This is a genomic window from Pseudomonas sp. MS646, from assembly GCF_036693845.1.
GTDB classification, from domain to species: domain Bacteria; phylum Pseudomonadota; class Gammaproteobacteria; order Pseudomonadales; family Pseudomonadaceae; genus Aquipseudomonas; species Aquipseudomonas chlororaphis_E.
Genome location: NZ_CP144763.1, coordinates 579,287 through 592,126, shown reverse-complemented (window position 1 = coordinate 592,126; position 12,840 = coordinate 579,287). Strand labels below are relative to the sequence as shown.

The window sequence follows — 12,840 nt, the reverse complement described above, 5'->3', positions numbered from 1 at the left end:
TAGCGAATGGACGCAATCGCGCACGACGGTGCGGATGCTGTGCTTGCTGCGGAGCGTGCTCGAAGATCGAAAGTCGATGATCGAACCACATCCCGGACGAAGCACAAGAGGACTCGCCGGGTGACGAGAAATCTTGTTCCCTACGCAGGCGTTAACCTGATCAGGTTCAACGGGATCCGAAATTATTCGATCTCAGCCTCATAGCAAGGCACCCCGACAAGAACCTGGCCAGTCTAGACACAACTCCCGCGGAACGCCATCACCTGGGCAAAAGCCGTGATGAATGGCGCATATACAGGATTGTTGCCGTGCGTGCGCGCAACTACACTCGCTACGCCGCGCCTCTTTAGTGCGCACTCATCCGTGAAATAGGGATCGCCTCATGCTGCGCAAACTCTCACTGGCCCTCGCCGTGTCTTGTGCGTCCAATGGACTGGCCTGGGCTGCCGAAGCGCCCTTGACCACCAAAACCGATCTGGTGAGCGTGTATCAGGAAGCGGTGGACAACAATGCCGACCTGGCCGCCGCCCGCGCCCAGTATGGCGCCCAGAAGGAAGTGGTGCCCCAGGCGCGTGCCGGGTTGTTGCCCAACCTGTCCGGCGGCGCCGAAGTGGCCAACGTGCGCACCGACATCGACCAGCCGGCCGCCGTTGCCACCCGCAGCGCTCGCTCGTATCAGGCCACGCTGTCCCAGCCGCTGTTCCGGGCCGATCGCTGGTTCCAGTTCCAGGCCGCCAAGTCGGTGAATGAACAGGCCTCGCTGCAACTGTCGGCCACCGAGCAGAACATGATTCTGCAAAGCGCCGAGAGCTATTTCAACGTGCTGCGCAGCCAGGACAACCTGGCCTCGACCAAGGCCGAGGAAGCCGCCTTCAAGCGCCAGCTCGACCAGTCCAACGAACGCTTTGACGTGGGCCTGTCGGACAAGACCGACGTCCTGCAATCCCAGGCCAGCTACGACACTGCGCGCGCCAACCGGATCCTTGCCCAGCGCCAGGTCGAGGATGCCTTCGAGGCGTTGATCACCCTGACCAACCGCCAGTACAACTCGATCCAGGGCATCGTCCACACGCTGCCGATCCTGCCGCCGGCACCGAACGATGCCAAGGCCTGGGTCGACACGGCCGCCAAGCAGAACCTCAACCTGCTGGCCAGCAACTATGCGGTCACCGCGGCCGAAGACACCTTGCGCCAGCGCAAGGCCGGCCACGCACCGACCCTGGACGCCGTGGCAAGGTACGAAAAAGGCGACAACGATGCCTTGGGCTTCAGCAACCCGAACGCGTTCGGCCAACCGTACGGCGGTGACGTCGAACAGCGCACCCTGGCGTTGCAACTGAACATTCCGATCTACAGCGGCGGCTTGACCAGCTCCCAGGTGCGCGAGTCCTACTCGCAACTCACCCAGACCGAGCAGCAGCGCGAAGGCTTGCGCCGCCAGGTGGTGGAAAACACCCGCAACCTGCACCGCGCGGTGAACACCGACGTGGAACAGGTCCAGGCGCGGCGCCAGTCGATCATTTCCAACCAGAGCGCGGTGGAAGCCACGGAGATCGGCTACCAGGTGGGGACGCGCAACATCGTCGATGTGCTGGATGCCCAGCGCCAGCTGTACACCTCGGTGCGCAACTACAACAACGCCCGTTACGACTACATCCTCGACAACCTGCGCCTCAAGCAGGCCGCCGGCACCTTGAGCCCGGCCGACCTGCAAGACCTGTCGCGCTACCTCAAGCCCGACTACAACCCGGACAAGGACTTCCTGCCGCCGGACCTGGCGCAGGCCGCGGCGCAGCAGTTGCGTTCACGGCCGGCGCAGTAACCACCCGTTTAACAGGCAACGGTTCCCCTGTGGCGAGGGGATTTATCCCCGTTGGGCTGCGTAGCAGCCCCAAACCTGACAACTCGGTGTGTCAGATGGCTTGAAAGGGGGCGCTTCGCGCCCCAGCGGGGATAAATCCCCTCGCCACAAAGGCAACGATCACCGGTCGGAAATCAACCGCCCCAACCCGTCCAGCAACCGCTGCAACGCACCCTGGTTGGCCCGCATCACCTTCAATCCCGCCTCGGCCATGCGCTGGGCATCGCGGGGCAGCTCGAACAGGCGTTGCACCGCGAGGGCCAGGCTCTCGGCATCCTCGACCTCCTGCAACGCACCGGCGCTGCGCAATTGCGCGGCGATGTCGAGGAAGTTGAACAGGTGCGGCCCGCTGAGCACCGGCTTCGCCAGCGCCGCCGGCTCAAGCAGGTTGTGTCCGCCGTTGGCCACCAGGCTGCCACCGACAAACGCACTGTCGGCCAACGCATAGAGAAACAGCAGCTCGCCCATGGTGTCGCCGAGCAAGACCGAAGCCTGGGCGGTGATCGGTTGCGCGCTGGAGCGTCGGACCGTGGCGAAGCCCTGGCTTTCACAGAGCTGGTGCACGGCGTCGAAGCGCTCGGGATGACGCGGCACCAGGATCAGCAACGCATCGGGATAACTGTCGAGCAGCCGGCGGTGAGCGTCGAGCACCACCTCATCTTCCCCTTCATGGGTACTGGCAGCGATCCACACCGGGCGCTCCATGGCTTGCCACTGACGCCGCAAGGCGCCGGCGTTTTCCAGCAGTTGCGGGTCGATGGCCAGGTCGAACTTGATCGAGCCCGTGACCTCGACGGTCTCCGTCCGGGCGCCCAGTTGCCGGAAACGTTCGGCCTCGGCTTCGGTCTGGACGGCGAACAGGCTCATCTCGGCGAGCATCGGCCGAGTGAGCCCGGGGAAGCGCGCATAGCCTCGGGCCGAACGCTCCGACAATCGCGCATTCGCCAACGCCACGGGAATGCCCCGGCGAGCACACTGGTGAATGTGATTGGGCCACAACTCGGTTTCCATGATCACCGCCAGGCACGGACGCACCTGGTCGAGAAAACGCCTGGCCGCGCACGGCAAGTCGTACGGCAGGTAGCAGTGCTGGATGCGCGGCTCGTTGGCGAACAACGCCTGGATCCGCTCCGATCCCGTCGGGGTCATGCAGGTGACCGTGATCGGCAACTGTGGATAACGTTGCAGCAAGGCGCGGATCATCGGTGCGGCGGCAATGCTCTCGCCCACCGAAACGGCATGGACCCAGATCCCTCCCGGCGCCATCGCCGGCAGCCCCCGAGAGAAACGCTCGCCAATGCGCCGGGCATACGCCGGCGCCTTGCGGGCCCGCAGCCACAGCCGAATCGCTACCAGTGGCAGCCCCAGATAAAACAATGCGCTATAGAGAGTTCTGTTCATGGCGGCGGAGTTTATCGGTTTTTCAGCCGATCGCCTGCAACTGCACGGCAAAACGTTCCGCCAGCCAGCGCGCCGCCGGCCCCAAAGGTTCGTCGCGGCGCCAGACCAGCTCCACCACCAGGGCCGGCGGGGTCCACTCGCTGTTGAGCTCCACCATGTCGCCCAGATACGCCGGGTACTGCACGACGTGTCGTGGCAACCAGGCCCACCCCAGGCCACTTCGCAGCCATTCGGCCAACACATAGAAACTGTCGGCGCGCCAGACCTGCGGGCTGGCCTGCTCGCTGCCGGGGTAGACACTGGATTGGGTCGCCATCAGCAACTGCCGGTGCCGGGCCATCTCTCGGCAGGACACATAGGCGTGGCTGGCCAGCGGATGCCCCTTGCCGCACACGGTGACCATCTCGACGCTGCCCAACACGCGGCGTTCCAGGGCTTCGGGGATCTGGTCGTGGTAGAACAACAACCCCAGGTCCGCGCGGCGCTCCACCAGTTTGCGCGCCACGTCGCCCTGGGCGGCGCTGGCCAGTTGCACCTCAAGGGTAGGGAATTGCTCGGCCAGCGCCGCCAGGCTGTCGATGACCGGTTGATACGGCATGGCTTCGTCCTGGGCCAGACGCAGGGAGGCTTCCTGGCCACGCATCAGCGCCAGTGCCCGGCCGTTGAGGCGCTCGCACTGACGCAAGACCTCCCACGCCTCTTCCAGTAAGACCTCGCCGGCCTCGGTGAGCGTCGGCTGCCGGCCGCTGCTGCGCTCGAACAGGCTCACCCCCAGGTCGGTTTCCAGCCAGGCGATCGCGCTGCTGATGGCCGACTGGGCTTTGCGCCGGTCCCGTGCCACGGCAGAAAACGAGCGCTTCTCGGCGACTTCCACGAATAGCTGTATTTGTTCCAGATTCCACTGCACAGGCATGGCGCAACCTATCTCTTATACAGATAGGTAATGACTTTACCGCATCTGCCCAGGTTCTAGAATGGCGCCATCGAAAGACGCAACGCTGACCGAGGACTGCCCATGAACGCTTACTACTACCTGGCTATCGCCATTTGCGCGGAAGTGATCGCCACCGTTTCGATGAAAGCGGTGAAAGGCCTGAGCACACCTCTACCCCTGATCCTGGTGGTCGCCGGCTACGGCATTGCCTTCTGGATGCTGACCCTGGTGGTGCGCACGGTGCCGGTGGGCGTGGCGTACGCGGTGTGGGCCGGGATGGGAATCGTCATGGTCAGCGTGGCGGCGTTGTTCATCTATGGGCAGAAGCTGGATGTACCGGCGATGCTGGGGATGGCGCTGATTGTGCTGGGGGTGGTGGTGATTCAACTGTTCTCCAAGACGGCCGGGCACTGAACACAAAAACCTGCGGTGAACAGCCTTTTGTGGCGAGGGAGCTTGCTCCCGCTGGGCCGCAACGCGGTCCTCCTGGTGGGCGCTTCGCACCCAAGCGGGAGCAAGCTCCCTCGCCACGGGCAGCCGCCTTTGATGTTGATGCTCAACAAATCCCAATAGCATCGAGTCTGTATACTGCGCCTTCGTCTTGTTCACTGAGGTCGCTGCATGCCATCCGTTATTTCCACCGACGTTCTGATTGTCGGCGCTGGAGTCGCCGGCCTCTGGCTCAATGCACGCCTGCGTCGCCTGGGCTTTTCGACCGTGCTGGTGGAGAGCGCCAGCCTCGGCGGCGGGCAGAGCGTCAAATCCCAGGGCATCATCCACGGCGGCGCCAAGTACGCCTTGCACGGCGCCCTGACCGGTGCCTCGGAGGCCATCGCCGACATGCCGCGCCGCTGGCGTGAAGCCCTCAAGGGCGAAGGCGAGCTGGACCTCTCCGGCGTGCGCATGCTGTCGGATGCCCATTACCTCTGGTCCCCCGGCACCCTGGCCGGCAACCTCACCAGTTTCTTCGCCAGCAAGGCCGTGCGCGGCCGGGTCGACCAGGTCAAGGGCGAACAACTGCCGCCGGCCCTGCAAGACAAGCGCTTCAAGGGCAAGGTCTATCGCCTGGCCGAACTGGTGGTGGACGTTCCCAGCCTGATCGAGCGCCTGGCGGAGCTGGCCGGCGACGGCTTGCTGGCCGGGCAGCGCATCGAGCCGTTGCGCGAGGGCGGCGCACTGGTGGGCTTGAAGGTGGACGACCGCGAGATCCGCGCCCAGCGCATTGTCCTCAGCGCCGGCGGCGGCACCGCCGACCTGCTCGGCGCCCTGGGCCTGGACCAGCCGGCCATGCAGCGCCGACCGCTGCACATGGTCCTGGTCAAGGGACCGAGCCTCAAGCCACTCTACGCCCACTGCCTGGGAGGCGGGCCGAAGCCGCGCGTCACCGTAACCACCCACCCGGCCGCCAACGGCCAGTGGGTCTGGTACCTGGGAGGCGACCTCGCCGAAGGCGATGGCGTGGCCCGCGAGCCCGCCGCGCAGATCGCCGCCGCCCAGAAAGAGCTCGGCCAGTTGCTGCCCTGGATCGACCTCAGCACCGCGCAATGGGCCACATTGCGGGTCGACCGCGCCGAACCGTTGCAAACCGGCCTGACCCGTCCGGACAACGCCTTTCTCGCCGAGCAGGATCGCCTGCTGGTGGGCTGGCCGACCAAGCTGGCCCTGGCCCCGGACTTCGCCGACCGGGTGATCAGCGCGCTGCAACGCGACGGTGTCGAACCCCATCAAGCGGCGCCGTTGCCGGCGTTGCCGAAACCGCCCATGGGCGTCCCGGCCTGGGAGCAACTGCTGCCATGAGCCAACCGACCCTGCACGACCTCTACCGGCCGCTGGGCCATAACGGCCCCCAGGTCTCGCCACTGGGCCTGGGCACGGTCAAGCTCGGCCGCGACCAGGGCGTTAAGTACCCCAGCGGCTTCCAGATCCCCGATGACGAGGCGGCGCGCATGTTGCTCAAGCTGGCGCGCGACCTGGGCATCAACCTGATCGACACTGCGCCGGCCTACGGCCAGAGCGAAGAACGCCTCGGCCCGTTGCTACGCGGCCAGCGCCAGGACTGGGTGATTGTCAGCAAGGTCGGCGAGGAATTCAGCGACGGCCAGTCGCGCCACGACTTCAGCGCCGCCCACACCCGACGCTCGGTGGAACGCAGCCTCAAGCGCCTGGAAACCGACTACATCGACCTGGTGCTGGTGCATTCCGACGGCAATGACCTGGCGATTCTCAACGACAGCGAGGTTTACCCGACCCTCGCGGCGCTCAAGCGCGAAGGCAAGATCGGCGGCTTCGGTTTTTCCGGCAAGACCGTCGAAGGCGGCTTGAAAGCCTTGGAGCAAGGCGATTGCGCGATGGTCACCTACAATCTGAACGAACAGGCCGAGAAGGCGGTCATTGACTACGCCAACGCTCACGGCAAGGCGATCCTGGTCAAGAAAGCCCTGGCCAGCGGCCATGTCTGCCTGAGCCCCGGCGTGGACCCGGTCCGGGCCAGCTTCGAACTGTTGTTTGAACATCCTGGGGTCGCCAGTGCTATTGTCGGCACCATTAATCCGCTGCACCTCGCCCATAACGTCGCGACCGTTGCCAAGGTCCTGCGTGAGAACTGACGCCGCTTGACGCGGCATGAAGAAGGAGTCGACATGCCGCGTACGCTCATCCGCAAGAACCCAAGCAACTTCAAGACCCTGCCCCTGTTTGTCGAAGCGACGCCCGAAGGCCTGGCTTACCAGAGCGTCGGGATGCCGATGAATTTCGCCCAGACCCTGCAGCGCCGCCGTCCTGTCACCGTGGCCGACGCCGAACGCTTTTCCCTGGAGCTGGCCAACCTGGGCGTTTCGGTGCGCCTGACCGTGCATTGGCAGAATCGTGACTATTGGGTGTTGGTGCGCCAGCGCCGGCAGGACCGTGGCGATGTGGTGCTCAAGTTGATTTCCGGCTACGTCCCGGCCCACGAGCTGAACCTGCCACTGCTCACCGCCATCAGCGAAATCGCCGAGGAATGCCTGCTGGAAACCCCGGAAGGCTGGCTCGGCGGACGCTTCAACGACACCTGGCTGCCGGCCCCTTACGCCAGTGCCTTGCACTATCGCGAAGCCCTGCCGTTCCGCCTGACGCCGCTGTCGGGCTCCGCGAGGCCGGTGCGCAGCGCGAACCTGCAACTGATCGAGCGGCCTCGGGCCTATGTGCACCTGCCCACGGCGTCCCTGCAATTGATCTATGACCTGCGCCTGGACGTGCCCAAGGAAGCCAAGTCCCTGAGCCTGTTCCATGTGGATGAGCGCCTGGAGGGCGACCAGTTGGTGGCGCGCCTGGACCGCAAAAGGCCGGATCTGTACCTGATGCCGCTGCAGGATGGGCAACCGCTGCCGGAGCTGTATACCTTGAAGAAGGACCAGTTATACCCGGCCAGCACCCGGGGGCTGTACCTGGCGGAAAGTTTTGCCCGGCAGGACGGCTGGCTGGTGCGTGACGAGCGGATTCGCTGGAAGGACTGGTTGCGCCAGCAAGGCTTGGCGCCACCGGGCAAGGAATCGGGACTGACCCGACTGAAGGGCAAGGCCCGGCAATTGTTCAAGAAGATCGTGCCGCGCAAGACGGCTCGCTAAGCCTGATGCCCATTTTCTGGCTGGACAATGGGCCCTGTGGGAGCGAGCTTGCTCGCGATAGCGGTGTGTCAGCCTAATCGAGGCTGAATGATCCAACGCAATCGCGAGCAAGCTCGCCCCCACAGGTTCTGCGCTTTGCCTGACGCATCAGTTGTTGCGAATCTTCTCCACGATCGCCGTCGTCGAGCTGTTCTCCACCAGCCCCAACACTTTCACAGTGCCGCCGTAGGCCGCGACGATGTCCGCGCCCACGACCTGGTCGATCCCATAGTCACCGCCCTTGACCAGCACATCCGGCTTGACCTGGCGCAGCAGGTTTTCCGGCGTGCTTTCGCTGAAGCTGATCACCCAGTCCACCGCCCCCAGCCCGGCCAGGACCGCCATGCGCCGGTCGACGCTGTTGATCGGCCGGCCCGGGCCCTTGAGACGGCTCACGGAGGCATCGTCATTGACCGCGACGATCAGACGATCGCCCTGGGCCCTGGCCTGTTCCAGGTAGGTCACATGGCCCGCGTGAAGAATGTCGAAGCAGCCATTGGTGAAGACGATTCTCTCGTTATGGGCTCGGGCGTCGTCAACCGCCAGCAGCAGTTGCTCCAGGCCCAGCACACCGCGCTCGGAGCCTTCTTCGCGCTGGATGGCACGCCGCAATTCCGGGGCGCTGATGGCCGCCGTGCCCAGCTTGCCGACCACGATCCCCGCCGCCAGGTTCGCCAGGGCCACCGCATGGGGCAGTTCCTCACCCGCGGCGATGGCCGCCGCCAGGGTGGAGATCACGGTGTCGCCGGCGCCCGTCACGTCGAACACTTCGCGGGCCCGGGCCGGCAGGTGCAACGCCGGATGATCGGGACGCAGCAGGGTCATGCCGTGCTCGCCACGGGTCACCAGCAAGGCGCCGAGGTCCAGATCCTGCATCAGTTGGGCGCCCTTGCTCACCAACTCGTGCTCATCGACGCAACCGCCGACGATGGTTTCGAACTCGCTGAGGTTCGGCGTGATCAGGCTGGCGCCACGGTAGATGGAGAAATCCTTGCCCTTGGGGTCGGCCAGGACCGGAATGCCGCGGGCACGGGCGGCCTGGATCAGCACCTGGTGGTTTTTCAACGCACCCTTGCCGTAGTCGGACAACACCAGCACCTTGACCCCATCGAGCAGGCTCTCGACTTCCCCGCCGAGGGCCAGGGGATCGGTGGAAAACGGCTCTTCGAAGTCGATGCGCAGCAGTTGCTGGTGACGGCTCATGACCCGCAGCTTGACGATGGTCGGCTGGTGCGCAATGCGCTGGAAGGTCGCCCGCACGCCCGCGCCCTTGAGGCTGTTGGTCAGGCTGTCGGCGGCCTCATCGTCGCCGGTCACGCCCACCAGTGAAGCCGGTGCGCCCAGCGCGGCGATGTTCAGGGCAACGTTGGCGGCACCACCGGGGCGGTCCTCGATGTTCTCGACCTTCACCACCGGTACCGGTGCCTCGGGGGAAATCCGTGAGGTACCGCCATGCCAGTAGCGGTCGAGCATGACATCGCCGACCACCAATACAGGGGCTTGATCGAATCGCGGCATGGACAACTTCATGGAGATCCCACATACAAAATGAACAGGGGCGCGATATTAGCACAGGGTTGGTGAAGGCTGATTCATGGCTGTGTGCCACTGCTTTCACTCGTCGATGCGCGCCCCCATTCGGAGGCGCGATGCGATGCAGGTTTGCCCGCCCGATCAGCGTTGCAGCAACGCCGACAACCGCTCGCAGGCCTGGGCGAGCGCCGTTTCACTGGTGTCGATCTGGCAATCCGGGGCGAGCGGAACTTCGTAGGGACTGTCGAGCCCGGTGAAGTTCTTGATTCGCCCGGCGCGGGCTTCGCGGTACAAGCCCTTGGGGTCGCGCTGGGCACAGACGTCCAGGGGAGTGCTGACGTAGACCTCCACGAAGGTGCCTTCCGGGAACAACTGCCGGGCCGTCTCGCGGTCGGCGCGAAACGGGGAGATCGCCGCGACGATGACGATCAGGCCGGCATCGACCATCAACCGCGCCACCTCGCCGATGCGCCGGATGTTTTCCTTGCGTGACTCGGCATCCATGCCCAGGCCTCGACACAACCCTTGGCGCAGGTTGTCGCCATCGAGCAGGGCCGTGTGCAGGCCCTGCCGGTTGAGCTGTACTTCCAAGGCATTGGCCAGCGTCGACTTGCCCGCCCCGGACAGCCCGGTCAGCCAGATGCAGCGTGGACGCTGGGCCTTGATCGCGGCCCGATCCTGGGGCGTGAGCGCCGGCGCGCAAGGACGTATCTGCGCCTGCAATACCTTTGACGTTTCATTCATAGCCGAGCATCTCATAGTCACGTTGGTACACCCGCCGCACCAGGCGGCGCGTGCGCACCGAGCACAGGTCCCGTACCGGCACCGCGGCGCGCTGCTGCGAGCGGTTCACATGGGGCAAGGTCGCACGGCCGCCGAGACGTTCGTATAGCTGGCGATAATCGCGCCCCAGGTGTTCCTGATAACCGATGAAATCCATCGCCAGATGGCCGAGGGAGTCGGTGAGAAAATCCGTCTGGGCAGCGAAATGCAGTTGCCGGGTGATGTTTTCCGGGTGCAGCCAGCGGGCGACGAAGTCATCGAAATCGCGGTAATGCCTCACCATTGCCTGCGCCGCGTGATCGCGTTGCCCCAGCGTATTGCCCCGCAGGAAAGCATAGGCTGAATATGCCCGCTCCAGCGGATCACGCACAAAAGCGAATTTGAAGCTGTCGGCGTACTGCCGCGCAAACTGTTGCTCGTACCAGTACAACGGCAGGTGTCCGGGGGTATAGCCTTCGAACAAGCCGGCGCAAACACTGCTACCGGCGCATTTTGGCACATGGATGAACAGGCAGGCGCGCTCGGCGAAGATTTCGGGGAAATGGCAGTTGGCCGACATCGACTTGTTCACGACCTGGCGGTCGACCACCGACAGGCGCCCCAACAGAAAGGACCGCTGCGCCTTGGGCAGCAGCTTCCAGAGATAGCGTTGCAGCATTCGGATACCCACGCGAGAAGGATGGCCCCCTCGATCGCTGAAGTGCGTTCAGGAAAGTTCTGTGGGCAAAACCTTACCAAGCGCGGGTCGCCGTTTTATGGTGGTTTGGTCAAGCCTGGTAACGGCTTCGATACAAACCCGAGGGGACAGGCCCGCCCTTACACAGTGGGCCGGTGCCAATCGACATCGGCACCGGGGCGGGCCTGAGGGTCAGGCAATATTATGGGCTGGCGCATCCAGCCCCATGGCGTGAAGACGCGCGTAGTAGCCGTTCTGGGCCAGCAGTTCGCCGTGGGTGCCGCGCTCGACAATGCGGCCCTGGTCCATCACCAGGATCATGTCGGCCTTCTCGATGGTCGACAGCCGGTGCGCGATGACCAGGGTCGTACGGCCTTTCATCACCTGGTCCAACGCGGCCTGGATATGCCGCTCGGACTCGGTATCCAGCGCCGACGTCGCCTCGTCGAGAATCAGCAGCGGCGCATTCTTGAGCAGGGCCCGGGCAATCGCCAGGCGCTGGCGCTGGCCGCCCGACAGCAGCACGCCGTTTTCACCCACTTCGGTGTCCAGGCCATTGGGCAACTGGGCGATGAAGTCCATCGCATAGGCATCCTCGGCGGCTTTTTCAATGTCCGCCCGGGGCGCTCCCGCCAGGTCGCCGTAGGCGATGTTGTTGGCCACCGTGTCGTTGAACAGCGTGACATGCTGGGTCACCTGGGCGACGTGCCGACGCAGGTTGCGCAGGCGATAGTCTTCGATCTCCACGTCGTCGAGCAGGATCTGGCCGACCTCGTGGTGGTAGAAACGCGGGATCAGGCTCGCCAGGGTCGACTTGCCGCTGCCCGAACGGCCCACCAGCGCAATCATCTGCCCAGGGGCGGCAGTGAAGCTGATGTCCTTGAGCACCTCACGGTCGGCACCGGGGTAGGTGAAGCTCAGGTTGCGCACGTCCAGGCGACCGCTGACACGCTCCTGCTCGACCGTACCGGAATCGATTTCCGGCTCGACGTCCAGTTGCTCGAAGATGCTCTCGGCACCGGCCACGCCTTTCTGGATGGTGGAGCTGACTTCCGAGAGCTGGCGAATCGGCTTGGGCAGCAGGCCGGCGGCGGTGATGTAGGCCACCAGGTCACCGGCCGTGGCGTCGCCGCGCAGGAACAGCACCAGGAACATCAGCGCCGCCATGGCGGTGTAGATCACCAGTTGCAGCATCGGCGTATAGACCGCGCCGGTGCGGGTCATGCGCAACTGCTTATCGGTATTGCCCTGGCTGGCACGGGCAAAGCGTTCTTGCTCGTAGGCCTCGCCACCGAAGCTGCGCACCACGCGATAGCCCTGGATGGTCTCGGACGCGACATGGGTCACGTCGCCCATGGCCACCTGGATCTTCTTGCTTTGCTTGCGAAACTTCTTGCTGGTGCTGCTGACCATGACCGCGATCAGCGGCAGGATCGCCAGCATCACCAGCGTCAGTTTCCAGTTCATCCACACGAGGTACATGAAGAGAAACACCACGGTGAGGCCTTCACGAATCACCACCTTGATGGCGTCGGTGGCGGCCCCGGTGACCATCGTCACGTTGAACGTGATGCGGGAAATCAGGTGCCCGGAGTTATGGGTGTCGAAATAGCGGTTGGGCAACACCAGCAACTTGTTGAACAACTCGACCCGCAAGTCGTGGACCAGCCCCAGGGACACCCTGGCCAGGTAGTAGTTGCCCAGGAACGACCCCAGGCCCTGCCACGCCGCGATCAGGATGATCAGCAGCGGCACCGCCATCAACAGTTTCAGGTCCTTGAGGTAGGGCACGTTAGGGAAGAGCACCGCATCGGGGTTGCTCAAGCCGTCGACGAAATATTTGAGGATCCCGGCCAGCATGGGCTGGGTGGAAGCAAATATCACGAAACCCACGATACTCAGCAGGAAAATGCCCGCGTAGGGTTTGACGTATCCCAGCAGCCGAAAATAGATCTTCAGGCTGGAATCCTGTTCCGCTTTGGGCGGTGCGTCACTCATCGTCGAGCTC

At 64.4% G+C, this 12,840-nt stretch carries 11 protein-coding genes and 1 riboswitch; of the genes, 5 read left to right on the top strand and 6 right to left on the bottom strand.

Features of this window, described 5'->3' with window-relative positions:
- Nucleotides 1-120 precede the first annotated feature (120 nt).
- Nucleotides 121-226: riboswitch (TPP riboswitch) on the bottom strand.
- Between the two features lie 156 nt (nt 227-382).
- Nucleotides 383-1,822: a TolC family outer membrane protein gene (locus tag V3H56_RS02530; RefSeq protein ID WP_047736072.1), complete on the top strand. Its 1,440-nt coding sequence runs from the start codon at nt 383-385 to the stop codon at nt 1,820-1,822.
- 159 nt (nt 1,823-1,981) lie between these two features.
- On the opposite strand, the gene waaA is transcribed toward V3H56_RS02530, so the two are convergent.
- Nucleotides 1,982-3,262, bottom strand: a complete 1,281-nt coding sequence (waaA, locus tag V3H56_RS02525; RefSeq protein ID WP_042731419.1) for a lipid IV(A) 3-deoxy-D-manno-octulosonic acid transferase — start codon at nt 3,260-3,262, stop codon at nt 1,982-1,984.
- Between the two features lie 22 nt (nt 3,263-3,284).
- Nucleotides 3,285-4,175 carry a LysR family transcriptional regulator gene (locus V3H56_RS02520; RefSeq protein ID WP_042731418.1) on the bottom strand — a complete coding sequence of 297 codons (891 nt, stop codon included), beginning with the start codon at nt 4,173-4,175 and terminating at the stop codon, nt 3,285-3,287.
- Nucleotides 4,176-4,277: 102 nt separating this feature from the next.
- Between V3H56_RS02520 and V3H56_RS02515 the strand changes: the two genes are divergently transcribed.
- The 4 genes from V3H56_RS02515 (at nt 4,278) to V3H56_RS02500 (ending at nt 7,801) form a co-directional block, all read left to right on the top strand.
- Nucleotides 4,278-4,610: a multidrug efflux SMR transporter gene (locus tag V3H56_RS02515; protein ID WP_042731417.1), complete on the top strand. Its 333-nt coding sequence runs from the start codon at nt 4,278-4,280 to the stop codon at nt 4,608-4,610.
- Nucleotides 4,611-4,817: 207 nt separating this feature from the next.
- On the top strand, nt 4,818-5,993 hold the full coding sequence (locus tag V3H56_RS02510) for an FAD-dependent oxidoreductase (protein ID WP_042732483.1): 1,176 nt from the start codon (nt 4,818-4,820) through the stop codon (nt 5,991-5,993).
- The gene (locus V3H56_RS02505; protein WP_042732484.1) at nt 5,990-6,802 is read left to right on the top strand and encodes an aldo/keto reductase; all 813 of its coding nucleotides are present in this window, start codon (nt 5,990-5,992) and stop codon (nt 6,800-6,802) included. The genes V3H56_RS02510 and V3H56_RS02505 overlap by 4 nt, the downstream gene beginning before the upstream one ends.
- A gap of 33 nt (nt 6,803-6,835) precedes the next feature.
- The gene (locus tag V3H56_RS02500) at nt 6,836-7,801 is read left to right on the top strand and encodes a hypothetical protein (protein WP_042732485.1); all 966 of its coding nucleotides are present in this window, start codon (nt 6,836-6,838) and stop codon (nt 7,799-7,801) included.
- Nucleotides 7,802-7,948: 147 nt separating this feature from the next.
- Here the strand turns inward: V3H56_RS02500 and hldE are convergent, their stop codons facing one another.
- The 4 genes from hldE to msbA all read right to left on the bottom strand — a co-directional run bounded on the left by hldE (nt 7,949) and on the right by msbA (nt 12,830).
- On the bottom strand, nt 7,949-9,370 hold the full coding sequence (gene hldE, locus V3H56_RS02495; protein ID WP_042732486.1) for a bifunctional D-glycero-beta-D-manno-heptose-7-phosphate kinase/D-glycero-beta-D-manno-heptose 1-phosphate adenylyltransferase HldE: 1,422 nt from the start codon (nt 9,368-9,370) through the stop codon (nt 7,949-7,951).
- A gap of 144 nt (nt 9,371-9,514) precedes the next feature.
- Complete coding sequence (cysC, locus tag V3H56_RS02490; protein ID WP_042732487.1) at nt 9,515-10,117, bottom strand: adenylyl-sulfate kinase; 603 nt, start codon at nt 10,115-10,117, stop codon at nt 9,515-9,517.
- The gene (locus V3H56_RS02485; RefSeq protein ID WP_047736077.1) at nt 10,110-10,814 is read right to left on the bottom strand and encodes a sulfotransferase family 2 domain-containing protein; all 705 of its coding nucleotides are present in this window, start codon (nt 10,812-10,814) and stop codon (nt 10,110-10,112) included. The genes cysC and V3H56_RS02485 overlap by 8 nt, the downstream gene beginning before the upstream one ends.
- Before the next feature lie 210 nt (nt 10,815-11,024).
- The gene (msbA, locus tag V3H56_RS02480; protein ID WP_042731090.1) at nt 11,025-12,830 is read right to left on the bottom strand and encodes a lipid A export permease/ATP-binding protein MsbA; all 1,806 of its coding nucleotides are present in this window, start codon (nt 12,828-12,830) and stop codon (nt 11,025-11,027) included.
- Nucleotides 12,831-12,840 lie beyond the last annotated feature (10 nt).

Excerpts from the sequence above, each read along its gene's own strand:
- msbA (WP_042731090.1), bottom strand. The coding sequence starts at position 12,830 with ATGAGTGACGCACCGCCCAAAGCGGAACAGGATTCCAGCCTGAAGATC.
- V3H56_RS02530 (WP_047736072.1), top strand. The coding sequence starts at position 383 with ATGCTGCGCAAACTCTCACTGGCCCTCGCCGTGTCTTGTGCGTCCAAT.
- cysC (WP_042732487.1), bottom strand. The coding sequence starts at position 10,117 with ATGAATGAAACGTCAAAGGTATTGCAGGCGCAGATACGTCCTTGCGCG.
- V3H56_RS02510 (WP_042732483.1), top strand. The coding sequence starts at position 4,818 with ATGCCATCCGTTATTTCCACCGACGTTCTGATTGTCGGCGCTGGAGTC.
- V3H56_RS02485 (WP_047736077.1), bottom strand. The coding sequence starts at position 10,814 with ATGCTGCAACGCTATCTCTGGAAGCTGCTGCCCAAGGCGCAGCGGTCC.
- V3H56_RS02500 (WP_042732485.1), top strand. The coding sequence starts at position 6,836 with ATGCCGCGTACGCTCATCCGCAAGAACCCAAGCAACTTCAAGACCCTG.
- V3H56_RS02505 (WP_042732484.1), top strand. The coding sequence starts at position 5,990 with ATGAGCCAACCGACCCTGCACGACCTCTACCGGCCGCTGGGCCATAAC.
- waaA (WP_042731419.1), bottom strand. The coding sequence starts at position 3,262 with ATGAACAGAACTCTCTATAGCGCATTGTTTTATCTGGGGCTGCCACTG.
- V3H56_RS02515 (WP_042731417.1), top strand. The coding sequence starts at position 4,278 with ATGAACGCTTACTACTACCTGGCTATCGCCATTTGCGCGGAAGTGATC.
- V3H56_RS02520 (WP_042731418.1), bottom strand. The coding sequence starts at position 4,175 with ATGCCTGTGCAGTGGAATCTGGAACAAATACAGCTATTCGTGGAAGTC.
- hldE (WP_042732486.1), bottom strand. The coding sequence starts at position 9,370 with ATGAAGTTGTCCATGCCGCGATTCGATCAAGCCCCTGTATTGGTGGTC.